At 72.2% G+C, this 23,818-nt stretch carries 18 protein-coding genes and 3 pseudogenes; 5 read left to right on the top strand and 16 right to left on the bottom strand.

Features of this window, described 5'->3' with window-relative positions; genetic code table 11:
- Positions 1-9: 9 nt before the first annotated feature.
- From ACFQ8C_RS10465 to ACFQ8C_RS10420, 10 genes are all read right to left on the bottom strand, one after another.
- Complete coding sequence (locus ACFQ8C_RS10465) at positions 10-2,976, bottom strand: hypothetical protein (protein WP_383454464.1); 2,967 nt, start codon at positions 2,974-2,976, stop codon at positions 10-12.
- Complete coding sequence (locus ACFQ8C_RS10460; protein WP_383454462.1) at positions 2,973-4,094, bottom strand: AAA family ATPase; 1,122 nt, start codon at positions 4,092-4,094, stop codon at positions 2,973-2,975. Before ACFQ8C_RS10460 ends, ACFQ8C_RS10465 begins: the two co-directional genes overlap by 4 nt.
- 23 nt (positions 4,095-4,117) lie before the next feature.
- Positions 4,118-5,605: a VWA domain-containing protein gene (locus ACFQ8C_RS10455; protein WP_383454460.1), complete on the bottom strand. Its 1,488-nt coding sequence runs from the start codon at positions 5,603-5,605 to the stop codon at positions 4,118-4,120.
- Complete coding sequence (locus ACFQ8C_RS10450) at positions 5,602-6,996, bottom strand: hypothetical protein (RefSeq protein ID WP_383454457.1); 1,395 nt, start codon at positions 6,994-6,996, stop codon at positions 5,602-5,604. Before ACFQ8C_RS10450 ends, ACFQ8C_RS10455 begins: the two co-directional genes overlap by 4 nt.
- Positions 6,996-7,535 (bottom strand): hypothetical protein, encoded by a 540-nt coding sequence (locus ACFQ8C_RS10445; protein WP_383454455.1) that lies wholly within the window; start codon positions 7,533-7,535, stop codon positions 6,996-6,998. The genes ACFQ8C_RS10450 and ACFQ8C_RS10445 overlap by 1 nt, the downstream gene beginning before the upstream one ends.
- 490 nt (positions 7,536-8,025) lie before the next feature.
- Positions 8,026-8,526, bottom strand: a complete 501-nt coding sequence (locus ACFQ8C_RS10440) for an isochorismatase family protein (RefSeq protein ID WP_383454452.1) — start codon at positions 8,524-8,526, stop codon at positions 8,026-8,028.
- Positions 8,527-8,784: 258 nt separating this feature from the next.
- Positions 8,785-10,041: an MFS transporter gene (locus ACFQ8C_RS10435; RefSeq protein WP_383454450.1), complete on the bottom strand. Its 1,257-nt coding sequence runs from the start codon at positions 10,039-10,041 to the stop codon at positions 8,785-8,787.
- 484 nt (positions 10,042-10,525) lie between these two features.
- Entirely contained in the window at positions 10,526-10,792 is a 267-nt protein-coding gene (locus tag ACFQ8C_RS10430) for a DUF4235 domain-containing protein (protein ID WP_383454447.1), read from the bottom strand.
- Between the two features lie 4 nt (positions 10,793-10,796).
- Complete coding sequence (locus ACFQ8C_RS10425; protein WP_383454446.1) at positions 10,797-11,246, bottom strand: DUF3618 domain-containing protein; 450 nt, start codon at positions 11,244-11,246, stop codon at positions 10,797-10,799.
- Complete coding sequence (locus tag ACFQ8C_RS10420) at positions 11,243-11,674, bottom strand: phage holin family protein (protein ID WP_383454443.1); 432 nt, start codon at positions 11,672-11,674, stop codon at positions 11,243-11,245. Before ACFQ8C_RS10420 ends, ACFQ8C_RS10425 begins: the two co-directional genes overlap by 4 nt.
- A gap of 586 nt (positions 11,675-12,260) precedes the next feature.
- On the opposite strand from ACFQ8C_RS10420, the gene ACFQ8C_RS10415 reads away from it, so the two are divergent.
- Together ACFQ8C_RS10415 and ACFQ8C_RS10410 are read left to right on the top strand one after the other, a co-directional pair.
- The gene (locus ACFQ8C_RS10415; RefSeq protein ID WP_383454440.1) at positions 12,261-13,481 is read left to right on the top strand and encodes a hypothetical protein; all 1,221 of its coding nucleotides are present in this window, start codon (positions 12,261-12,263) and stop codon (positions 13,479-13,481) included.
- A gap of 242 nt (positions 13,482-13,723) precedes the next feature.
- Positions 13,724-14,281, top strand: a pseudogene (locus ACFQ8C_RS10410) (DUF5597 domain-containing protein); the annotation flags it as partial.
- A 208-nt stretch (positions 14,282-14,489) separates the two neighbouring features.
- Here ACFQ8C_RS10410 and ACFQ8C_RS10405 read toward each other — a convergent pair.
- Together ACFQ8C_RS10405 and ACFQ8C_RS10400 are read right to left on the bottom strand one after the other, a co-directional pair.
- Positions 14,490-14,687 (bottom strand): annotated as a pseudogene (locus tag ACFQ8C_RS10405) (IS5/IS1182 family transposase); the annotation flags it as partial.
- 122 nt (positions 14,688-14,809) lie between these two features.
- The gene (locus tag ACFQ8C_RS10400; protein WP_383454437.1) at positions 14,810-15,400 is read right to left on the bottom strand and encodes a VOC family protein; all 591 of its coding nucleotides are present in this window, start codon (positions 15,398-15,400) and stop codon (positions 14,810-14,812) included.
- 403 nt (positions 15,401-15,803) lie between these two features.
- On the opposite strand from ACFQ8C_RS10400, the gene ACFQ8C_RS10395 reads away from it, so the two are divergent.
- A complete protein-coding gene (locus ACFQ8C_RS10395) occupies positions 15,804-16,220 on the top strand; it encodes a PPOX class F420-dependent oxidoreductase (RefSeq protein ID WP_383454435.1) in 417 nt (138 codons plus the stop codon).
- 30 nt (positions 16,221-16,250) lie between these two features.
- On the opposite strand, the pseudogene ACFQ8C_RS10390 reads toward ACFQ8C_RS10395, so the two are convergent.
- Positions 16,251-16,780, bottom strand: a pseudogene (locus ACFQ8C_RS10390) (transposase).
- 72 nt (positions 16,781-16,852) lie between these two features.
- Entirely contained in the window at positions 16,853-17,578 is a 726-nt protein-coding gene (locus ACFQ8C_RS10385) for an SDR family NAD(P)-dependent oxidoreductase (protein ID WP_383454433.1), read from the bottom strand.
- A gap of 105 nt (positions 17,579-17,683) precedes the next feature.
- On the opposite strand from ACFQ8C_RS10385, the gene ACFQ8C_RS10380 reads away from it, so the two are divergent.
- Complete coding sequence (locus ACFQ8C_RS10380; protein ID WP_383454430.1) at positions 17,684-18,523, top strand: LysR family transcriptional regulator; 840 nt, start codon at positions 17,684-17,686, stop codon at positions 18,521-18,523.
- Between the two features lie 117 nt (positions 18,524-18,640).
- On the opposite strand, the gene ACFQ8C_RS10375 is transcribed toward ACFQ8C_RS10380, so the two are convergent.
- Entirely contained in the window at positions 18,641-19,825 is a 1,185-nt protein-coding gene (locus tag ACFQ8C_RS10375) for a Rieske 2Fe-2S domain-containing protein (RefSeq protein WP_383454427.1), read from the bottom strand.
- 838 nt (positions 19,826-20,663) lie between these two features.
- Here ACFQ8C_RS10375 and ACFQ8C_RS10370 point away from each other — a divergent pair.
- Positions 20,664-22,802, top strand: a complete 2,139-nt coding sequence (locus ACFQ8C_RS10370) for a SpoIIE family protein phosphatase (protein WP_383454424.1) — start codon at positions 20,664-20,666, stop codon at positions 22,800-22,802.
- A 537-nt stretch (positions 22,803-23,339) separates the two neighbouring features.
- Here the strand turns inward: ACFQ8C_RS10370 and ACFQ8C_RS10365 are convergent.
- Positions 23,340-23,774 (bottom strand): DUF6892 domain-containing protein, encoded by a 435-nt coding sequence (locus ACFQ8C_RS10365; protein WP_383454421.1) that lies wholly within the window; start codon positions 23,772-23,774, stop codon positions 23,340-23,342.
- Positions 23,775-23,818: the final 44 nt, after the last annotated feature.

Raw genomic sequence — 23,818 nt, 5'->3', positions numbered from 1 at the left:
GGTATGCCGTCACGGCGTCGTGAGGAGCGCCGCGACCGCGTGGGCCGTGGCCGGGTGTCTCGTCGTCAGAGACGCCCCGGAGCTCCCCTGAACGCCCGGCGACCAGGAGCCGTCGCAGCCCAGGAGGCCGGCGGCCGCGTCACAGGTGGCGCGGTGGGCGAACAGGAGCGCCACGCCCGTCGGGTCCGTGGCCGGCTCTCCCCCCGGGGTCCAGCCGTCCGCGCAGCCCAGGAGGTCCGCGACCGCGTCGCAGGTCTCCGGGTGGCGGGGGAGCAGCGCCGCGCCGCGTGGCGCGGCCGACGGCCGGGGCTCCCGGGCCGCCGGCTGCGCGTGCCACGGTGGAACCCAGGCGTCCAGGGCCGCGAGCCGTGCCGGGAAGATCCGGCCCGCCTCGCGGATGAGGAGGGGGGCGAGGTCGGCGGCGTTGGACCGCAGCGTGGTGATGAGGGTGGGCAGCCACGGCAGCAGGACGGGGTCGGGGAGCCGCCCGAAGGCGTTCGACACGGCCTCCACGACCACGTCCACGAGTCCCGGTACCGGCTCCAGCGCGTGCACGAACCCACTGAGGTAGCGGGGGTAGGAGGGCACCACCAGGGGGTTGCCGAGGAGTTCGTCGCAGCGGCCGCGCAGTTCGCCGCGGGAGAGGGTGCCGAGCTGGACCTGCGCGGCCCACAGCAGGGCCGTCTTGGCGGGGTCCCCCGGGTGCGACTGCGCGACCGCGAGCTCCAGCTGGGTCCGGTCGCAGCCGAGCGACAGCGCCAGGCTCTCCATGCCGAACAGGAAGCCCAGCATCGCCGCCACCTGTCCCACGGTCGCGTCCTCGTCCCGGAAGGCCGTCGGCAGCAGCGTGCAGTAGTGCGCGTACCCGGCCCTGACGAACGACTCGATCCACGGCGGGAGGACCGGCTCGCTGGTGCGGTAGTACGCCAGGAGGCCGCGCACCCGGCGCAGCACCTCCGGGGCGCCGTCCACCGTGCGCTCGCCGGCGAGGACTTCCAGGGCCCGGGTGCCGAGTTCGTCGGCGAGGCGCCGGCCGCCGAGGTGGAGCGTCGCGTCCTCGACGGCCGCGAGGACCTCGGCCGTGGTGGCTCTCGGCCCGTACGCGGTGCGGCGCAGCCGCTGCTCCAGCACCTGCTCCAGGCTCACGCCCTCGTAGCCGAGCTCGATGAGCGCGCGTTGGTGGGTGCCGAGCGACAGGTCCCAGGACTCCTGGATCGACCGCTCGCCGAGCCGCCGCTCTCCCATGACCGTGCGGGCCGCGCCGGGCGGCAACAGGCGGCGCAGCATCCACAGGACGTCCGAGCAGGCACGCAGTTCGGGCCTGGACGCCATGTCGAGCAGGGCTCGCCGCACCCCGCGCTGCTGGAGGTCGAGTCCCAGGGGCGCGAGCCGGTCGTGCACGTCGCGGGCGAGGGGCGGCAGCGCCTCGTAGCCGACCTGGCCGATCCGGTCGCCGCCCATCATGATCTCGACGAGCCGCCGCACGTCCCGCCGGCCGGGGACGGTGTCCTTCTCGATGCAGGTGACCGCCGCGTCCTGGAAGTCGTACGGCGTCGGCTTGGCCCGGTCCCGCATGCCGGCGAGCAGGATCGACGTCTCGAAGACGGCGATGGCGTCGGCGGTGGAGGCCAGGTAGCCGCTGCGGCGGGCGGCGCGCACGATGTCCACCGACCAGCCGAGCAGTTCGGCCTCGTCGAGGGCGTGGAGGACGGGCGGCTGCCGGAGGAACCCGGTGAGCCGGTCCCCGGCGGGCGGGGACGCGGGACCGTCCGCGGGGGCCGGTGCCGCTGCGGGCGTGGGCGTGGGCGCGGGGGCCTTCGCCGCCGTCTTCCGCGCGCTCGGCTTCTTCGTACCGGACTGGCCTTCGAGGCGGTACGGCTTCACCCGGGTGCGCTTGAGGTTCTTCGCCCATTCCGTGGCGGCGATCGACACGGAGCCGGACGCGAGGCCGAACTGCGCCTCGATCGCCGCGTGGCTGGAGGGGATCAGCCCGTACTGCCATGTGGTGGCGGTCCGCGGGGAGACGGCGAAGTCGCCCGTGCCGTGGATGCCGAACTCGTCCACGCGGCTGGCCGCGTGGAAGGCCCCGCACACGTACAGGCAGTCCGCGGGGTCGGTGCCGGTCGCCGCGAGGTGCTCGCGCATCCGGGTCCACATGTAGCGCTCGCGGTCCTCGTCGACCCGTACCCGCTCGCCCCGGCCCGGGGCGAGCCGCCGGAACAGGCTGCCGATGAGGAACATGACCTGGCGGTACGTGTCGTGGTCGCTGTCGCCGAGGGGGACCTCGACGTACTGGTGCCACCATTCCGACCAGTGCCGCACCTTGCCGTGGCGCAGCAGGTGCTCCTCCAGTTCGGCGAAGCGGGGGCGCAGGTCGCCGATCTCGACGCCGACGGCCTCGCCGTGGAGGGCCGCCTCGGGCTCGGACTCGGGCTTGGACTCGGCCTCCGGCCCGGCCGGCCGGGCCTCGTCGTCGGGCTGCCGGGTGTCCCACTGGAACACGTGGTCGGACGACCGGTCGACCAGGACGAGTTCCACACCGGGGGTGTCCAGGGCGTACGCCACGGCCTGGTACTCGGCGGACGCCTCCGTGATCGGGGCGACGACCGAGAGCGGTGCCCAGTCGGGCGGGAAGCCGTCGATGTCGCTCGCGAAAGCCTGTACGGCGACGGGCAGACGGCAGTTGCGGAGCTCGGTGAGGAGCGGGGTCATGTCCTCGCACAGCTCCAGGTACACGACCTTGGGCTGCTTCTCGCGGAGCCGGCGGGCCATGGCGAGGGCGGAGGCGGGCGAGTGGTGGCAGACGGGGAAGATCTCCAGCGGTTCGGCGACCGCCCGGTCGACGTCGTCGACCATGCCGAGCAGGATGCCTTCCAGAGCGTCCTGCCCGCCGGCGAACTCGGCCGCCGCCTCGTGGAGTTGCCCCCGCAGGGCGGCGAAGGAGGGGCCGGCCGGCTTCTCGGAGGTGGTGCTCATGCCAGCTTCGCGATCGCCTCGCGGCCGCCTTCGAGGAACTCGGGCCAGGAGCCGCCCTGCTCCTTGCCGCGGGGCTCGACGACGCCGTGGAGGTACTTGTTGAGGATGGCGAGGTCCTCGGGCTCGCGGCGGGCGAGCGTGCCGACCAGGGAGGCGGCGAGGGTGCGGGCCGTGAGCGCGCGCTCGCCGAAGAAGTCGCTGTGCAGGACCGCGTCCTCGAGGACGCCGATCTGCTCGGCGGTGGACAGGGCGGACTCCAGCTTCTCGTCGTCGCTCCCGGCCGCGGCGGCGGAGGCGCGCAGGTCGGCGAAGCTCTGGAGCAGGACGTCGAGGAGGGTGGGCGGTACGTCCAGCTCGATCGAGTGCCGCCGGAGCAGTTCCTCGGTGCGGAAGCGGACGATCTCCGCCTCGCTCTTCTTGTTCGTGACGACCGGGATGCGGACGAAGTTGAAGCGGCGCTTGAGCGCGGAGGACAGGTCGTTGACGCCGCGGTCGCGGCTGTTGGCCGTGGCGATGACGGAGAACCCGGGCTGGGCGAAGACGATGTTCTCGCCGCCGGCGCTGTCGAGCTCGGGGACCGAGATGTACTTCTCGGAGAGGATCGAGATGAGCGCGTCCTGGACGTCGCTGGTGGAGCGGGTGAGCTCCTCGAAGCGGCCGATGGTGCCGGTCTCCATCGCGGTCATGATCGGCGAGGGGATCATCGACTCGCGGGACTGGCCCTTGGCGATGACCATCGAGACGTTCCAGGAGTACTTGATGTGGTCCTCGGTGGTGCCCGCGGTGCCCTGGACGACCTGGGTGGAGTTGCGGCTGATCGCTGCGGAGAGGAGCTCGGCGAGCCAGCTCTTGCCGGTGCCGGGATCTCCGATCAGGAGCAGGCCGCGGTCGGAGGCGAGGGTGACGATGGAGCGCTCGACGAAACTGCGGTCGCCGAACCACTTCTGCGGCACCTCCCGGTCCAGGCCGTCGGCGCGCTCGGAGCCGAGGACGAAGAGGCGGACCATCTTCGGGGAGAGGCGCCACGAGAACGGCTTGGGGTTGTCGTCGATCGACTCGAGCCAGTCGAGTTCCTCGGCGTACTTGATCTCGGCGGGGGCGCGGAGCAGGTCGGACATGCGAGGGGCCTTTCTGGGCGGGCTCAGGTGAGGAAGGTCTTGAGTTCGTGCACGAGCTTGTCGATGTGGCCGGAGACCACCGGGGTCCCGAGCGCCTTGAACCGCTCCCGGAACCAGGGGTTGACCTCCTGCCGTCCCGAGCTGGTCACCGAGCCGACGGGGATGAACCGCACCCCCGACCGGTGGACCGCCTCGATGCCCTCGAAGAGCGGCTGTGAGCGGTCGAACTCGTAGAAGTCGGAGATCCACACCATGACGGTGTTCTTCGGCTCGGCGATCTTCGGTCGGGCCATGGCCATCGCGACGGGTCCGTCGTTGCCACCGCCGAGGTTGGTGCGCAGGAGCACGTCGAACGGGTCGTGCACCCAGGGAGTGAGGTCGATCGCCCGGGTGTCGTACGCGATGAGGTGGACGTCGACCTTCGGCAGCCCGGCGAAGATCGAGGCGAGGATGGTGCAGTTGACCATGGAGTCGACCATGGAGCCGGACTGGTCCACGACGACGACGAGCCGCTGCGGTGTGGTGCGGCGGACGGTGTGCCGGTAGTAGAGGCGGTCGACGTAGAGCCGCTCCTCCTCCGGACTCCAGTTGGTGAGGTTCTTCCAGAGGGTGCGGTCGAGGTCGAGGTTGCGGAAGACCCGCTTGGGCGGGACGGAGCGGTCCAGCTCGCCGACGGTAGCCTTCTCCACCTGGGTGCGGAGCACCTGGGCGACCTCGTCGACGTAACGCCGGATGAGGGACTTGGCGTTGGCGAGGGCGATGCCGGACAGGTTTCCCTTGTCCCGCAGGAGCTGCTCGATCAGGGACATGCTGGGAGTGAGCCGGGCGGCGAGCGCGGGATCGGCCAGCACTTCGCGCAGATGCATCCGGCGGACGAGGTCGGCCTCGACGGCACCGAGTTCGAGCTCGGCCCCGGGGCCGTCGGTCACGGCCCCGGCCCCCCGGCCGCCGCGCAGCCCGCCGGGCGGACGGCCGAGCGACCGCTCCAGCCAGCCGGCGTCCGCCTGCCAGCGGGCCAGCTGCCCGGCGGAGACGGTTCCCGACCCGGTGGAGAAGACGTTGAGCAGCAGCTTCGACGCGAGCGCCGCGCGCCGGACCTCCGCCGCCCGGTCCCGGGCGCCGTCCGGCTCGGGTTCAGGGGTCATCAGCCCGTCGAACTCGTCCGCCAGTTCCGGGTGGCGCTGGACGACGGAGTCGACGGAGGCCCCCGGATCGAGCAGCGCGGAGGGCAGGCCGACGTCCTCGACGACGGCGAGGCTCGCCGACTCCAGGGCGGCCTGCTCCTCGGGGTCGAAGAGCCGGGCGAGGAGGCGCCAGTAGAGGACCTGGCGACGGTTGTCGTCGGGGTCGGGGACGACCGGGGGAGGAGCGGCGGCCGGGAGAGGGGCGACACCCGGGAGGCCGGCTGCCGGAAGGCCGGCCGGCGGGAGGTGGACGGAGGACGCGTCGGGCGACGGGCCGGGGACGGGGGACTCGGCCGGCGGGAGGCCGGTGGACGCGGGATCGGTCATGCGCGCAGCAGCTTCCCGGCTCGTTCGCGCAGCACGGCGACGGAGTCCGTGGCCGCCTTCTCCGCCCGGGCACCCGCCTTGTCGGTGGTGCCTCCGGCCCACGCGCCCGCGTGGACGGCGACCGCCTTCTTCCGGACGGTCGTCTCGACGGCCAGCGGCTGGAGGACGAACTCCCCCGCGTCCCACCGGAGCAGCCCCAGACAGGCGGCGGACGCGGCGACCAGCTCCGGAGCGAGCGGACCGGCGGTCGGGACGCGGTCCGTGTCGACGGGCAGCCGGTGTCCGGCGAGTGCGAACGTCAGCCGCCCGTCGCCCTCGTCCTCCACCGCGTACCCCTCCAGGAGGACGGGGACGGCGATCCGCGCCGGATGGCGGTCCAGCGGCGCGGTCACCGGGTCGGTGGCGGTGGCGAGGACGACCCGGGCCGTGCCGAACGGGTCGGCGGCCTCTCCCGTACGGGCCCGCTCGTCGTCCCAGACGAGGTCGCCCTTGTCGGTGACGGGCATGCCGTCGAGCTCCATGGAGCGGCACTCCCCGACGGCGGCGAGCAGCGACATGCGCGGCCGGAGCAGCTGCCAGAGGCCCGCGCCCACGACCGTGTCCGGCTTGGGCGCGGACACGGCCGCCCGGACCAGACGCGGCCCCGTTCCGTCGGCGGGTTCGAACACCGCGTGGACCTGGGCCTGCACCGCGGTCGCGTGCTCCTGTACGTCCACGCCGAGCGGCAGCAGCCGGCCGGTGGCGGTGGACAGGGCCGGGGGCCGAGCGGCACCCGGCAGGGTCAGGAGCAGCGCACGGGTCCACAGGTCGGCCCAGCGGCGGACCGGGACGCGGTCCAGGGTGGCGCCGGGGCAGGAGGCCGCGAGTTCGGCGGCGAAGCCGTCCAGCAGGGTGGCCTGTCGGCGCAGCCGCAGGTCCGGCAGCATCGCGGAGACGACGGGCGCGGCACCGGCGACCAGCTCGTGGTCGATGCCCTGCCAGCCCGCGCGGGCGAGGTCGCACAGCCAGGCGCGGGCGGCGGCGAGCACGTGGGCGCCGGGCTCCTCCGCCGCGGCCTCCGGGGTGTCCCGCCCGGCGCGCGGGCGGCCGGTGATGTCCGCGACGCGTTCCGTCAGGGCGTCGTGGACGGAGCCCATGAGGGCGGTGCGGGCGGCGGCGAGCGCCACGAGGTGGTCCTCGCCGGCGACGCCGGCGGCGGCCTTGTCGGCCGCCTCGGCGACCCGCGCGGCCAGTGGCGTCCCGCCGACGGCGGCGGCGAGTGCCGCCAGTCCCGCGGCCTGGTCGGGCTGCGGGCGGAGCAGTCCGGAGACGAGTGCCCGGTCGAAGGCGTCGACGGCGGACAGGGCCTCGTCGAGCCCGTCGACGGGGTCGGTGAAAAGGTCCGTACGCATCAGGCGACCGTCCTCGTCGGCGGGAACCACTGCATCTCGGGCAGCGGCGTGGTGGCCGGTTCCAGTTCCAGATAGGCGAGGTGCCGCAGGAAGCGGCTGAACACGGGTGCCGCCGCCGAGGTGTCCCCCTGCTGGGGCCGCGTGGCGGTCATCAGCGCGACGAGCTGATGCGCGTCGGGCCCGGTCCACGCCGCGCCGCTCGTGCCGCCCGTGCCGCCCGCGCCGCCCGTGTCGGCCTTCAGGTACCGGGCGACGCGCTCGGCCCCGTACTGCAGGACGGCCTCGGCGACGAGCGCGCGGATGTGGTTGCAGAAACTTCCCCGAGCACCGCCGCAGGGGCGGTTGTTGTTCGTGCTGCAGGCGAACGCGTACGTCCCGGTCGCGATCGAGGACACGTACACGCGTCCTGCGTCGGACCCGCTGGACACGACGCCCTGCAGACGTCCGTCGGCCAGTTCGACGAACGGCACCTTGGCGAGTTTCCGCGGTCGCGCGGGCGGTACCACCCGCGCCGTACTCGACAGCTCCCAGACCGGCAACGTACCTCTCCCATGCACGTCAAAGGGGGTGTTCTCGCCGTTGTGGCGGAACAGGAAGGAACCTATCCCCGGCCACTGACAACGCCCGTGGCCCGCTGCCGGGGCGCCTTCGGACGCCTTCAGGCGCGGTCGGGAAGCGCGTGCGGGCAGGGGGACGGCAGCCCGCCCCCGGTCTCTCCTCGACCTGGAGGGGGCCGGAAGCCGACCGGCCGTCGAGCGCGCCACGGGGTACGCCTGGCTCCAGGCCCACGGGAGTGGATTGCCAACCGACGTGAGCATCAGAGGAGTTACCGTGCCGAGCAGGAGGCGGGAGGGCGACAGGAACCCAGGACCCGCTTCGCTCCACGGCGCGACGACGGCAGGCGGTCGACCTCGTAGGCAAGGAATCCGAGCGCAAGCGTGACGCTCACGCCGACGGCTTCGATGACCGGCGCGGGCGCTGCGGACGGAGACGCGAGAAAGCCGGCCGGACAAGGAACGTGGCCTCGGGTCACATGTAGGAGGCCGTGCTCTTCACTTCGCCGAAGCGCGGGAAGACCCGCTGCACGGCGAACTCGTGCTCGTCCGCAGCCAGACCGGACATCGCGTCGGCCACGAACTCCAGCTCGTATCCGTGGTCGGAGGCCGCCCGCGCGGTGGACTCGACCCCCATCGTGGTGACCAGCCCGGCGACCACCAGGGTGTCCACGGACAGGCGGCGCAACCGCTCGTCCAGATCGGTTCCGTAGAACGCGCCGATGGTGCGCTTGACCACGACGAGGTCGCCGTCGTGCACCAGGTGTTCGGCGAAGTCGCTGCCCGGCGGCTGCTCGGCGACGCCGGGGCGTTCCACCCGGACCATGACCACCGGTCGTCCGTTCGCCCGGAACGACCTGGCCAACGCGCGGCTGCGCGCGAGCACGTCCTCACCGGAGTGCGGGGCGAGAGGGAGGGCGATGATGCGTGGCATCAGGTCGACGAGGAGCAGCGCGGAGTTCACGAGGGTGATCATAGGACGGCACGATCCACGGCGGGCAGGATCGCACACCGCCAACGCCACTGCCGCCGCCAACGCCACTGCCGCCGCCAACGCCACTGCCGCCGCCAACGCCACTGCCGACGCCCACGCCGACCATCCCCGCCACCACGGTGAGGAGAAGTACCTCCCGACCCCGGCGTACCGTCGCCCAGAGACCATCCCCGCGTGGGCGGGGGAACAGGCGGCCGCCGGCCGGGACTCCGCGTCTGCCCGCCCCGTGGAGCCGGGGCGTCAGCGCAGGTCGCGGTGGCGGCCCACCCCGGTGGAGAAGAGGTAGAGCGGGGGCAGGAAGGCGGCGGCGCAGACGGTCCACAGGGCGGTGTGGGCGCCGGTGTAGGTGGCGAGGAGGCCTGCGGTGAGCGCGCCCAGCGGCAGCGCGCCCCAGGAGACGAAGCGGACCGTGGCCATCACGCGGGACAGCAGCTCCGGGGGCGACTGGGTCTGCCGGTAGGTGCGGGTGGTGATCGAGCCGATGACGGTACCGAAGGCGAAGCCGGCGTTGCCCAGGGCGAACCAGTACGCGTCGTGCGCCGACGTGGTCAGCGGGGCGAGCAGGAGCATCGCGCCGCCGACCAGGTCGGCCACGATGATGCCCCACGCGGTGCCGAGGCGTATGGTCACCCGGACCGCGACGGCGGCGCCGGCGAGCGCGCCGACTCCGTCCATGGCGAGGACGAGACCGAGCTGTACGGAGCCGAGGCCGGCCTCGCGGACCAGGTAGAGGGGGGTGAGGGCGACGAGGGCCGCGTTGAGGAAGTTGGCGGCGGTCGCCCAGATCATGCAGGGCCGCATGACCGGGTGCTTGGTGACGTACCGCCAGCCCTCGCGCATCAGCCGGAGCGCGCTCTCGCCCGTGCGGGGCGCGGGGCGGCTCTCGGGGAGGGTGCGCAGGAGCGCGGCGGAGGCCAGGTAGCTGGCGGCGTCCGCGACGAGCGCGCCGACCGGACCGGTCACGCCGATCAGGACGCCGCCGAGGGAGGGGCCGCCGGTGTCGGTGACGGCGTGCGTGCCGGACATGACGCTGTTGCGGGCGGCCAGCTGCCGGGCCGGAACGACGGCGGGCAGGAAGGTCGAGTTGCCGATGTCGAACAGCACCGTCGCCGCGCCGGTGACGAGCGCCGCGAACAGCAGGTGCGGATACGTGAGGGTGCCGAGCCACCAGGCGAGCGGCAGCGACCCGAGCGCCGCGAACCGTACGAGGTCGAGCGCGACCTGGAGCCGGCGCAGCGGTACGCGCTGTGCGACGACGCCCGCCGGGAGGCTGAGCAGCAGCCAGGAGACCTGTCCGGCGGCGGCGAGCAGGGCGACCTCGAAGGCGGTGGCGTCGAGGACGGTGAGGGCGACGAGCGGCAGGGCGAGGGCGGTGACCGCGGTGCCCGCGCCGCTGACGGTGGCTGCCGCCCAGAAGCGCCAGAACACGCCCGGTGAGGAGGTCTCCTGCTCGTCGTCGTGTCGGTCGTGCTTCAGGATCGCTCGTGTCCCGCTCATACGGCGTCCACCCCCCGTGTCCCATGAGTCTCTTATAGGAACTCACTCTGTCCCGGTGAGTTTCTATCGGGAACTAACCTCATGGCGCAAGCCGGAGGGGAAGTGGGGAGGTCGGGGGAGAACGCCAACGACCGCACCCGGTTCACCGCGGTGAGGGAAGCGATCCGGGTGCCCTGGATCGGACCGGGACGGCCCCGGGCCCGGCGCGGAGGCCGGCATGGTCGGGGCGGCGAGGGGATCGAGGCGATGCGTACCCTCGCCCCGGCCGGTCGCGCCGAGGAGGCCCTCACCGCGCCCGAGCGGCTCCTGGACCGTGCCCATGCTCGTACCGGCCTCCTGTCGGGGCGAAGCCCGCGCCCAGGGAGGAATTGCTCCCTGGGCGCGCGGGAACGGCCCTGCCTGGCACACACGGAAAGGAGGCCGGTACGAGCATGGGCATGGACCGGAGCGGCCTGCGGTGAGACCCTCCCCGCCCACCCTGGCGTCAGCCGGGCCAGGTTCCCGTGACACGGCGTGTGGTGGCGGCTCCGGCGCGGTCGACGGCGGCCTTGACCCCGGCGAAGATCGCGCCCTGCAGGACGGCGGCGAGCAGCACTTCACTCCATCCGCGGTCCTCGTCGGTGGCGTCGGGGGCGTCCTCGTCGTGGCCGAACACCTTCCACGCCTGCTTGAACACGGCGCCGGCGATCATGCCGCTCACGGCTCCCAGCGCGAAACCGACCGGCCTGTAGGCGATTTTCGAGGCTTTCATCTGCTTACCTCTTCGTACGGCGGCAGGCCAGCCACACAAGGACGACGCCCGCGGAGGCCGCGAGCAGCAGAGTGCGGTTGTCGCGGGCGGCCCGCACCCCCTGGGCCGCCTTCTGCCGCGCCGGTTCGGGCGCCTTCTCCTGGAGCAGGTGGGTGGCGTGCGCAACCTTGGCCCGGGCTTGCCCGGCGGCGGATGCGGCCTTGTCCTTGACCGGGTCGGGGATCTTCTCCTGCACCTGGGCCGCGGTCTGGGCGGCCTTGGCCTTCAGCTCCCCGGCCTTGACGGCGGCCTGTTGCCTGACGTCGGCTGCCTTCTCCTGGGCGCGGGCCTTGACATCGGTCTTGGCCGCCAGTGCCTCGACCGTCTGTCCGAGCTCCTCACGGGTGTGCTCGACCTGCTCGCGCAGTTCCTCGGGGCTGGAGGCGTTGGGTTCCTCGTGGGACGGCCGGGTCATCGCTGTGCACTCTCCTTGATCTGGGCCACGTCGGCCTTCACGCTCTCGACGGTCCGCTCGGGCGCGGGCGGTGCGCCTTGTCTGATCTGCTTCCTGCCGCTCAGGGCCATCACCGAGGCGATCACGCCCAGCGCCGCGGTGACGATCAGCGCCGCAGCCCACACGGGCAGCGGCACGGCGAGTCCGGCGATGGCGGTGGCCACCAGGGCCTGGAGCATCAGGAAGCCGACCACGCCGGCGCCGCCGAACAGGCCGCCGCCTCTGCCGTAGCGCCTGCCCTTCTCCTTCATCTCCGCCTGCGCCAGCTTCATCTCGCCGCGTACCAGCTCTGTCAGCTGCTGCGAGGCGCGCTGCACCAGCGTGCTCACCGGCTCGTCGGCGTCGTGCGTGCTCCCGCGGACGCCAGGGGGCGGCTGGATGGTCGACACGACATCGACCTCCTGTCTTGTCTGCGTGATCCATGACGACAGACCGTGCGGTGACCCGTCGCGTGATCACGCGGGTACCCCGGACGGGCCGGATCAGTCACCGCCTCGGCGCGGGATCCGATTCGGGGTTCGGGCCGCGGTGTGCGGGTTGTCCGCGCGGTTGCGGCGGCACTGGTGCGTCGCGGTGGCGGCGGATGGTCGGATCACGCCGGGAGCGATGATCCGGGGCGCGGGGTGGCTCGACCGGGGCCGTGGGAGGTCGACGGCGAGTGGCGGGCGGTGTTCGAGCCGCTGTTTGCCCAGGGTCGAGCGTCGGCCCCGGCATCCGGGCGTTGGAGGGGGCGGCCAACGGTGGCTGGCGGAGCGCGCGTTCGCCCATCTGCGCGATACCGATCACGAGTCCATCCCGGGCCGCATCGAGACGTGTCGGGCAGCGCGCAAGCGCACCACCTTCCGAAGGAGTTCTCATGGCTCCCGGCGGGCACGGGGTGTAACGGCATTACGCTGCATGCGAGTTGACCATGCGGAGGAGAGTTCTGTGCGAATGAGGCGCCGGCATGTCACGTGTACGGCTTTAGCAGTCGTCTTGGCCGGCCTGGCGGGCTGCTCCGGTGGCGGGTCCGGGACGGACGTCGAGGTCCCCGACGCATCCTCTGCGGCGAAGCCTGGGGACGAGGCGAAGGCGTTCGACCCTCCGGTCGAGTTCGGCGAGGCGGTGAAGCTGCCGGTCGACGAGCGTGTGAAGTCCTGGGGGTTCGCACAGCTCGGGCCCCGACTGTACGAGCGGACGGCGGCGGCGCTCGACGCCTACGACACCGGCTCCGGGCGCAGGCTCTGGTCGTCCGCCATCGGCCGCAAGGACTGGTACACCGGCAAGGAGGGAGGGGTGAGCGACGACCAGAGGATCCCCCCGGTCTTCGCGCGGCAGGAGGGGCGCACGGATGTGCTCTTCGCGTACGCCGATTACACGGAGGGCGCGGGCACCGAGGTCGACCGGACCGACGTCTACCTGCGGGCCGTCGATGCCGACAGCGGCAAGGTGTCGTGGACGATGCGCTTGCCGGCGCCGACCGGGTCGACCGTCAGCGATCTGGAGCCGGCGGTGGTGGGCGCGGAGGAGGAAACCGCTGTGGTGAGGGTTCTCACCAGCACGGACGAGTCCAGTGGGGACAGTGAGAGCGCCACTACGTACGCCGTCGACTTGGAGAAGCGCCAGGTGACGTGGCAGGAGGACCGTTTCGCGGCCGAGGCGCTGGACAGCGGCGTCGTCGTCGGCGCCCAGCTGGGCGACGGAGCGTGGTTCCAGTCGCTGGACGGCTGGCACTCCGAGGAGACGGACCTCGGCCTCGTGGGCCGGGCGCTCGCCGACGGCGCGCCGCGCTGGAAGCAGGAAGGCCGGTCGTCGGTGACGGTCGAGCCCGTGGGCGGCGGCTTCTTCGTCACGGGATCGCTGCGCGACAGCCGCACGGGCAAGCCCGTCCCCGGTGGCACGGACGGCACCTTCCTCCACTGCGTGTACGACCGGCGTTCCGTGGTCGTGTGCGACAGCAAGGAGGCGGTGCGGGGCATCGACGCCCGGAGCCGCGAGGTTCTGTGGACCATCTCCGCGGACGACCCCGCGCGGAAGAAGCCGGACGTCGACAACGCCTGGCACGGTGCCGTCTACGCCCGCGCGGACGCCGACAGCGTCATCCTCGACGCCCGCACGGGGAGGGACCGCCGGCCCTTCGGCGGCGTGGATCCGTACATGCTCAACGAGTACGCCGCGGTGAACTTCGACATGGTCGTGTATCCCGCCATCGGATGACCGGCTGGCCGCTTATCACCACCTCCCGCTTCCGGCGTGGGCTCCCTGACCGCAGGGAGCCCCTGTGGGGCGGTCGGGTACGGCCCGGGGGTCAGACGCGGGGTCGTTCCACACCAGGTAGGGGTCGGCGTGGTTCTGGGGAGAGACTTCGGAGCCGTGGACCGCGGCCGGGGGGCTCCGACGCGCTGTGAGTGGTCGTTCCGGGGGAGTCGGGATCAGCCGGACTGGCGGACGACCAGTTCATGGTGGACGCGGCGTCGGACCTGGGGCAGGGGTGCGTCCACGGCTGTGGCGGACATGCGCACCACCTCGGCGAAGGCCATCTGCGTGAACTCCGTGAAGTCCAGTTTCAGCGTGGTGAGTTCGGGTTCGACATCCATGTAGCCGATGACCGCGTCCACCTGGCCGGCCAGGGAACGCAGCTCGGCCCGCCCCGTCTCGGGACCCGGGTGCTTCTCCATGACGACCAGGCCCCACCCGTTCGCTGTCGCGACCTCCGCCGCATCTACGCCCAGCTCGCGGCGCTGGAGTCGGAGATCCTGACCGCCCAGCTCCACGATCGCGTCCGCGGCTTCCGAGTGGAACCGGGGGAGGAGCGGACACTCCACCTGGCGCCGTACGGGTTCACCGTCCGCGTCCACACGGAACGCGACGGCGGTGAACCCTCCGGCTACGGCCTGCTGCTCCAGGTCGAGGAGGACACCTTCATCGCGGTCGGCCACGACTTCACCGTGGACCCGCTGCCGCGAGACGGCCGCCCCGTCGCACTCCTGCAGGCGGAGGACCTCGTCATCGCCGACGGCCGACTGACGCCGCAGCGCCGCCTCAACGGCGACGAGACGTTCGCGGGAACCCGCGTCCGCATCGCGGAGACCCCGGCCCCCATGCACGGCTTCATGCGTCGGACGACCATGAGGCGGGCGACGTCGGCCTCGGTGTACCCCCGCAAGCGCGGGATCCGCGCGGTGCTCCCCGTCCCAGCCGATCGACGGGGGGCACCGGCTTCGTCGCGGAAGCCGCGGCGGCAGGCCACCCGCGTGAGGCCGCGAGGCGTACAAGCAGCGGAACACGGTCGAACGCTGCGTCAACCGCCCGAAACAGCGGCGGCAGCTTGCACCGCCGGTCGCCCTCACGGGCGGCGATGAGCGGGGTGACCCACTCGACCAGGGCGTGTGGGAGGTCGAGTGCGGCAGGACGGGGAACCAACAGGGCTCCTGTGCGGGTGGGTTGAGACGTCGACACCTTCCCCGACGGCATGGGGCCGTGTGCGTCGCGGTCCTCGTCCCGATCCGGCTGGCCTCACCCGGGCAGTGGCCTCGTCGACACGCTCAGTACGTGACGTGGAATTCGTTACCGCCGGCGTCGAGGAACTCGCCGGGCCGGTGGTCGCGACGGGTGACCTCCAGCCGCAGCCTGTTCCGCGCCGCTTTCGGCGCCGCAGGCGGCCCCATCACCAGAGAGACCGTGCTGGTGGGCCTCCGCCGGAGCCGGACGCCCCAGTCGTGGGACTCGATCGCGTGCCAGTCGGCCTGGGACTCCCAGAAGGACGGCTGCGCGTAGCGGTCCTCCTCGGCGACGTCGAGGCAGATCGCGACGAGGCCGGAGTCCGCGAGCACTCCGGGGTGCCCGGGACGCAGCACGCAGAACTCGTTGCCCTCCGGATCGGCCAGCACATCCCAGGGGACGTCCCCCTGGCCGATGTCGATCCGCGTCGCACCGAGTGTGAGCAGGCGTGCCACCTCGGCCTCCCAGTCCGGCCCGCCGGCCAGGTCGAGGTGGAGTCGGTTCTTGCCCGCCTTCGGCTTCGCCGTCGGCACGAACCGCAGCCGCAGGCCGTCCGTCCGGCCTCGCGTCACGTCCTTCCAGAAGCGGTCCATCCGCGCGACGTCCAGCGCGTCGATCACGATTCCGGTCAGCATTTTGTTCCTCCAAGCTGTCGAACCCGTCGCCCGCTGCGGTCGCCGTTCTCCCTGTCGGCGCCGCGGTACTGGGCCCCATCGTTGTCTCTCCCTACTCTCTCGACCCTGGTCGCGGTCGGCATGGCATGGGGAACCGACAACTCAGGTCGGTCATGACCCTTCGCCGACCGCGACGATCAGGAAGGCGGTTTCGAAGCGGACGGCAAGCCCGTCCGACCGGGTGGCGACCGCCCGACTGCCCGACCGCGCTTGAGCCGGTTGATCCCGCACTCGACCGCGTGCCGGGCCTCGTGGTCCTCACGGTCGAAAACCGGAGGCCGCCCGTCGGCCTCCCCGCGTCGCTCGTGGTGGCGGGAACGTATTCCGGTGCGCCGCACCAGAGAGCCCGATTAGCCTTCCCGACATGCCCCTTGAGATGAACGACACCGTGCGCAGCCTGCTTGACGCACCGCATCCGGCCGTTTTGTCCACCCTCAACCCTGACGGCAGCCCGCAGAGTTCGGTGGTCTGGGTGAGCCGTGACGGCGGCGAGCTGCTGATCTCCACCGAACAGGGACGGCGCAAGGAACGGAACATACTCCGCGATCCGCGCGTCGGCCTGACCGTCTTCGACCTCGCCAACCCCTACCTGTACGTCGAGATCCGCGGCACGGCCGCCGTCACCGAGGACGCCGACCGCGCGGTGGCCGTCCGCATCGCCGAGGAATACCTCGGCCCGGGCGGCGGCAAGGAGTACCTGGAGGCCCCGCCGGAAGAGGTTCGCGTGGTCGTCCGCATCACCCCGACCAAGATCCTCGGCAACGCCACCAAGACCGCCTAGATTCTGTCCGGCGCGTCATGGGCCGAGCCGTCAGCGGATCGCCGCGACCGTGACGGTGCCGTGGAAGACGCAGGCCCTCTTGTCGTAACGGGTGGCGACGGCCCGGGCGCTCTTGAGGAACTCTTGAGCCGGTTGATCGTGCGCTCGACCTCGTTGCGGCGTTCGTGGGTCTCGCTGTCGAAGCCGGCGGGCCGACCGCCCTTGCTACCGCGCCGTTCGCGGTCGGCCCGCTGGTTCTTCGGTTCGGGGATGCCGTGCCTGATCCGGCGTCTTCCTCCGGGCCCCGGCCGGGCGCTGAGGGGCCCGGCGGGACGCCGAGTCGACGCTGACCCCGCTCCGGTCGATCCGGCCCGCGAGGCCGGCGTCGGCCTGGACGGCACGCAGGGTCAGGTCCCCCGTGCCGTCCGCCGACCAGCGCCGGTGCCGTTCATGGACGACCTTCCGGCTGCCGGAACGCTCCGGAAGGTCCCGCCACGGTATGCCCGTTCGGGCCCGGAACGGGACCCCAAGGACGGCTCCCACCGGACCCACTCGACATTCGTCAGATCACCCCGCCCCATGCCGGGAACGACGAGCCGGCCATCCGACAGCCACATGGTCCACCGGACCCTGCGCAGGGTCCGGTGAGCCTGTCACCAGGGCACTGTTCCACCGTCGTCGAAGAATCCGCCGGTCGGCCCGTCGTCGGGCAGGGTCGCGAGGTGAATCGCGATCGCCGCGCCCTGGTGGGGAGTGCGGACGCCCCGGAAGCCGTTGAGGTCGGTGGCGGTGAAACCGGGACAGCCGGAGTTGACCAGGATGCCGGTGTCGCTCAGTTCCTTGGCGTACTGGACGGTGACGGCGTTGAGGAAGGTCTTGGACGCCACGTACGCGACGGGAATCGGGCCCATGTCGATGCCGGGCGTGGTCTGGAGGAGGAGCGAGCCGACGCTGCTGGACATGTTCACGATCCGCGGCGATGCCGAGCCGCGCAGCATGGGCAGCATCGCGTTGGTGACGCGGATGACCCCGATCACGTTGGTTTCCACGACGGCCCGTACGGTCGCGGGATCGACCGTGGTGGGCGTCTGCGGCATACCGCCGGTGATCGCGGCGTTGTTGACCAGGACGTCGAGCCCTCCGGCGCGGTCGGCGATCAGCTCGGCCGCGGCGGCCACACTCGCGTCGTCCGCCACGTCGAGCGGAACGCCGAACGCGTCGGCCCCCGCTGCGCGCAGCTTCTCCACCGCGGTGTCGCGGCGCCGTCGATCCCGCGCGCCCACGCCGACTCGCCAGCCGAGGGAGCCCAGGCCCGCCGCGATCTCGTATCCGATTCCTTTGTTCGCACCGGTCACCAGCGCGATCGTCTGTTCACCCATGTCGTCGAGCGTGGTGCGGACTGGGGTAGGACGTCCAAGACCGAGTGGGTGGGCGGTGATACCGCACGGATATCGGCCGTGGTGAGCGCCGGATACGATGCCGCGGTGGAGACGCGGGAGCTACGGTACTTCGTCGCCGTCGCCGAGGAGTTGCACTTCGGACGGGCGGCGCAGCGGCTCGCCATGGCGCAACCACCGCTGTCGCGGGCGATCCAGCAGCTCGAGCGGCGGCTCGGAGTGGTTCTGCTGCACCGCACTGCTCGCGCGGTCGCCTTGACCGAGGCCGGGTCGGTGCTTCTGCGGGAGGCCCGGGCCGCACTCGACGCGGTCGAAGCCGCCGAGCGCCGCACCCGCCGCGCAGCTGCCGAACCGCTCGGTGTGGTGCTGGCCACGAAGGCCGGAGCGTCCAGCGAACTGTTGTCGAAGCTGCTGGACGCCTACGCCGCCGAGCCCGGCGCGGTCGCCGTCGAGGTGATGCTGTGCGGGCCCGGCGAGCAGGAAAGGCTGCTGCGCGACGGGCGTGCCGACGTCGCTCTGCTCCAGCGGCCCTTCGACACGACGGCCGGACTCGACACCGAGGACCTGCACACCGAACAGCAGGTCGTGGTCCTGCCCGCGGGGCACCCCTTGGCCGACCGACCCCATATGTCGATGGCCGAGGTCACCACCCTGACGGACCTGCCCCTGCCACGCTGGCCTCGACGGGACGGGGGCTATCCGGACGGACCCGGCCCGCAGGTGCGCGACCACACCCAGCTGTTCCAGCTGATCGCGCTCGGACGGGCCTGCGCGCTCGTGCCCGAGTCCCTCCGAGCCCACCTGCGCGACGATCACGCGACGGTGCCGGTGCCGGACGCACCGGCTGTCACGACCGTCATCGCCTGGCCACCGCACAGCAGATCCCAAGCCGTCGCCGACCTCGTCCGCACCGCGACACGCCTCTAGCCAACGGCAAGAGCGGGTAGCCAGAGGACGGGTGCCGAACGTGCCCTCGGCCTCGCGTCGGGGCAGTCCCTCGGCACGGCGCCTCTGGACCCGTCTCCTGTGCGGCGAGCCCCCGGCTCAGGGGTGCCGTCGGTCTCGCGGGTGTGCAGACGTCGGGTCGGGGAACGCGTCGTCGCAGGCAGCGGGGTCGCAGGGGCCGGTCCGCGGCCGCAGGGGGACGCCGTTGGCGCGCAGCACCTCGCGGACGTCCAGGATCACCGGGAAGACCTCGTGGTTGCGGTCCTCGCCCTGCTCGTCCCACGCCCTCTGTTCCGCTTCGACGGCCATCCGGTCCTCTGCGAAGACCCGCTCGGTGAAACGACGGATGAACGGCCATGCCACATGAAGGGCGGCGGGAATCCCGGGCTTCTCGATCATGAGCAGGCCGTAGGTACGGCACGTGCGCTGCTCGACGTCCTCGGGCACGTACGCGGCCCAGAGCCGGAAGGACGGGTGGTCGGCGTCCTGCGGAACCAGGTCGAGCGTCTGGTACGGGTACTGCGTGCGGATGGTCATGACATCGCTGGTGGCCGCACCGCCGATGCCCTCGCCGGCCAGCAGGCCGGCGCTGCGGTTCCGCTTCCCCCCGGTGTGCGTGAACAGGTAGCGGGCCTCCACCGTCCGCCCGTCGGACCGGTGACCCAGGAGCTCCGGGTGCAGCTTGCCCACGACGCCGCGGTGGAGGAACTGGTGGTTCATGTCGAGCAGGTTCTCGTGCATGAAGGAGTAGTGGCAGCGTACGGTCCGGGAGAAGGTCATGGTCCGGTACTTCGGCGACCCGTGCGCCGGCAGCTCCGGAAACGCGGCCTCCGCTGCCTTCTCCGGGTCCCCGGGGAAGACGAAGACCAGGCCGTACGCCTCACGAACGGCGTAGCCGCGCACTCCGCGCGGCGGCCGACCGTCCCCCTTGGAGAGGTAGGGGATCCGCGAGATGCGGCCGTCACCGCGGTAGACCCAGGCGTGGTAGCAGCAGCGGAGCGTCTCGCCCTCCACCACACCCATGCTCAGAGGGACCTGGCGGTGTGCGCACCGGTCCTCCAAGGCGTGTACGACCCCGCTCTCGCCGCGGTAGAGCGCGATGCGCTCACCGGCGAACGCGGTCGCGTACACCCGTCCTCGACGCACCCTCCTCGACAGGGCCACCGGATACCAGTGGTCCGGATGCGCGCCCACACGTCGGAGGTCGAGAAGGTCTGCGGAGTGCGGCGTCGAGCGCCGGGAGCGCTCCGTGTCGTTGCCGCCGCCAGCCGACGTTCCGGCCATACGCACTCCCTTTGTTCCGTCGGATGGGGACATTCGGCACGCGGGGCTTCGGCGCGCATGACCTGGTCGGGCCTGCGTTCGCAAGTCCGCCGAGCGACGGACGAGATCCCGGCACCATCCTGGTCCGCCGTCCTCGCCGGCGCATCGAGGGCGGGTCCGCGCGGGTGACCACCTTCGGGTTTCCTGTCGTGCCGCCGGCTCGCTCGAAGGCCGCCCCGGCCGCAAGCGGACCCGTACACGAGAGCCCTCCGCATATGCCCGCAGGCGAGATCACCGTCGTGGTCGTCACCGTCGCCTCCTCCGACGACCTCGTCGGTCGGTTCGACTGCGCGGGCGACCCCGGCCGGTGTCCTGAGTCGGAGATTCGTCTTGGGTGGGGTACGCGTCGTCCGGGTCCGAGGATTCCGCCGTTGTCGGTGGCCTATGCCCAGCGGGCGGTGCCGGAGGGCTGGGCGCGTCGTCGTACGACGGACCGGGCTTTGGCTCGCCGGCCGTGGCGGACGGACGGGAAAGCAGAGCAGGGCATATATTCGGAAGTGTTCTTGGAGGCCTCATGGATGGTTCCCGCCCAGCCGACTCCAGCCCACCGCCACCTTTGGACGGGGCCGTCGCCGCCGTGGTGGACAGCAGCGGCACCCTGCTCTCGTGGACCCCCGGCGCGGCTCGCCTGCTCGGTCACAGTGGGCCGAATCCCACGCCTCTGGGCCGTAGGGCACGGGACCTCGTCGCGGTACGCCGCCCTCGCGGGAGGCTTGAGCCCTGCGGGGGCGCCCCGGGCGGCAGGGTGGTCGGCCTGCGCACTCGCGACGGCGGCGTCGTGGACGTCTGGGTGCGGCTCATGCCTCTTGCCCCGGCCGCCGGGGGCGGCGGCGTCCTCGTGTTCGGCCTCCCGATGGACGCCCTGGCGGACTGGCGTGACGGCCTGGCCATCGGGTCGGCCGCTCTCCGGCAGGAGGAGTGGCAGATCACCCTCCACGACAGCGACCTGCGCGTGCGGCGCAGCAGTCCGGAAGTAGCCCGTTCGGGGCGGCTGCGGGCCGGCGAGGACCTGTTGTGCGAGATGCCGAGGTTCGGCAGGAGGGGTTCTGCGCGCGACGTGCTGCGCGAGGTCATGGAGACGGGCGTGTCCGTGGTGGACGAGTCCGGCCTCCTGCGCGGCGCTTCGCAGGACGGCCGGGGCCGCGTCTACTCGCTGACCGCCGCCCCGGTGCACGATCTGCGGGGGCGGATCGACGGGGTGTTCTCCTCGCTCGTCGACGTCACCGAGCGCTTCCGGTCGTCCGACCGGCTGGACCTCGTCTACCGGGCCTCTCGCAGCATCAGCCGCAGTCTGGTGGCCGAACGCATCGCCGAGGACCTGGTGGACTTCCTCGTACCTGCCCTGGGAGACCTCGCGGCGGTGGAGTTCTTCGACGGGCTCGGCTCGGGCGCGGAGCCACCCCGCCGCGTGGAGGGCCTGAACGCCGACTTCCGGCGGGCCGCTGCGAAACACGCGCACGGGCCCTGGCCCGGCGACCAAGTGGCGGTGGGCGAGCTGCTTCCCCAGGTCTCCGACCACCCTGGCTTCCGCAACCTCGAACGGGGAGACGTGCTGGTCGGCAACGGGCCTGGCGACTACCTGGAATTCCTCGGCAAGGGACCGGACGTGGGACGGATGGTTCCCGCAGGCACCCATGCGTCCATGGGAGCCGCGCTGGTGGCGGGCGGGCGCGTCCTGGGATACGCCCAGGTCTTCCGTACCCGGCGGCCGTACCCCTTCGACGGGCAGGACGCGAAGCTGATGAAGGAGATCGTGAACCTCGCGGCCCTCGCCATCGACAACGCCCGCCGCTACACCCACGAGCGCCGCACGGCGGCGGCGCTGCGCAGCAGTCTGCGGCCCCCCGTCTCGGGCAGCACCGCCGCCGTGGACACGGCCGGCTTCTTCCGGGCAGCCGCCGGAGACACCGGTGTCGGCGGGGACTGGTTCGACGCGCTCGCGTTGTCGTCGTTGCGGACCGCGCTGGTGGTCGGAGACGTCATCGGCCACGGGCTGCCCGCGACGGCGACGATGGCACGACTGAGGACGGCGATCCATACGCTCGCCGATCTCGACCTCGCCCCCGACGAACTGCTGACTCGCCTGGACGACCTGGTCCACCGGATGGCCGCCGAGGCGGAACACCCCGACGCCGTCGGCGCGTCCTGCCTCTACGCGGACTACGACCCGGTGTCGCGGAGGTGTCGCTTCGCCAGCGCGGGACATCCACCACCAGCCGTGATCGCTCCAGACGGCAGCGTGAGCCTCGTGGACGTTCCGCCCGGTCCGTTCCTCGGAGTCGGCGGAACGCCGTTCGACGTGGTCGAGATCGAACTCGCACCCGGCAGCGTGATCGCTCTGTACAGCGACGGGCTCCTCACCGCCGCGGGCGCCGACGCCGACAGGAGCTCCCGCGCGGACGTGACCGATCTCCTGCGCTCCGCACGCGTGCCGGGACGACCACTGGAAGACGCGGGCATGGACCTCATGGCCTCGGCTTCCCCCACACGCCGCCACGCCGACGACACCACGGTGCTCCTGGCCCGGACACGGGCCGTCGCCCCGGCCGACGTGGCCGAGTGGCAGTTCCCACAGGATCTGGAGGCAGTCGCCCGGGCACGGCGACTGGTCGGCACACAACTGGCCCACTGGGGCCTGGACGATCTGGTCTTCACGACAGAACTCGTGGTCAGCGAACTGGTCACCAACGCGATGCGATACACCGAAGGGCCCGTCAGCCTACGGCTGATCCGCGACCAGGTACTGGTATGCGAAGTCACCGACACGAGCAACAGCCACCCACGGCTGCGCAGGGCCGTCAGCACCGACGAGGGCGGCCGAGGCCTGTTCCTCGTCGCTCAGGTCACGTCACGATGGGGCAGCCGCTACAGCGACTCCGGCAAGACCATCTGGACGGAGCAGAACATCTCCCGGCAACAGGACCCCATGCAGGAGTGATGCTGCCGATTCACGAACGGGCGTACGACCGCGGACTCGCAGCCCAGGAGGCCGCGCACCGCCCCCTGGGCGACCTGCTGGACGTGCCGGCGAGCCGCGGCCGGGGCGGGGGCCGGGGCCGGCTGAGCGTCGTGTGCCGTTCGGGTGCCCCACCGAAGGGCGTAGCGGCTCGCGGCGCGGGAACGCGCCGGTGCACCCGGTGTGCGTGCCGGGGGCGCCGGAGCCGGCGACACAGCATGAGCAGCAAGCGGCCGGAGCCACTGGTTCGGGGGACGGTCCACGACGTCCTGGTCGCCGCGCGACGCGATCGGTCCGCCCCCGCCGACACGAGGGTCGAGTGGCCCCTGGTACTCCCCACGCCCTCTGGTCCGGTCCATCCTGCCTGCTGACGCGGGGGCCGACGGTGGCTCACGCGGCATCGCCGCCGGAACGGCCGGGGTGCTGGAAGCGTCCCGGTGACGGTGGTGCGCGGCCTTCCCCGACCGGGTCCCTGAGGGCGCGTCGGTCGGGCGGTGGGCAACGCATGCGTGCCGGGGCTCAGTCGGTATCGATGCCGCGCGCGGCGAAGACTTCCGCCGCGTCGGGCACCGCCAGGACGCCGTCCTCCACGAAGGTGACCTCGCGCAGGTTGGGCAGCAGGGCGAGGTCCTCGAGCGAGCGGACGTCGAACAGGTCGTCCTCGCCGTCCCAGGCGGGGGCACAGTGCCGGAAGACGTCCGCCCCCGCGTCGAAGCACAGCTCCTCGACGCGGGCGAGCAGCTCGGCCGGGATCTCCAAGGACTCGAAATGAGCCCGGGACTCCGGCAGTACCTCCGCGTGGAGGCCGTTCTCCAGGACGTAGGACGCGGGGTCGCCGATCCCCTGATCGGTCAGCCGCGCGGACAGGTCGTAGACCGGGAGGAGCGGCTCGGGGCCGTACATGAGCTCCTCGATGACGAGCAGCTTGAGGTTGAAGTCGCGGAACTGGCTCATGGCAGATGAGTACCACAGAGGTACGACACGGTCCTGAGGGCCCC

This window comes from Streptomyces sp. NPDC056503 (assembly GCF_042794995.1).
Lineage (GTDB): Bacteria > Actinomycetota > Actinomycetes > Streptomycetales > Streptomycetaceae > Streptomyces.
The sequence above is the reverse complement of the archived record's forward strand: the minus strand, read 5'-3'. Positions and strand labels throughout refer to the sequence as shown.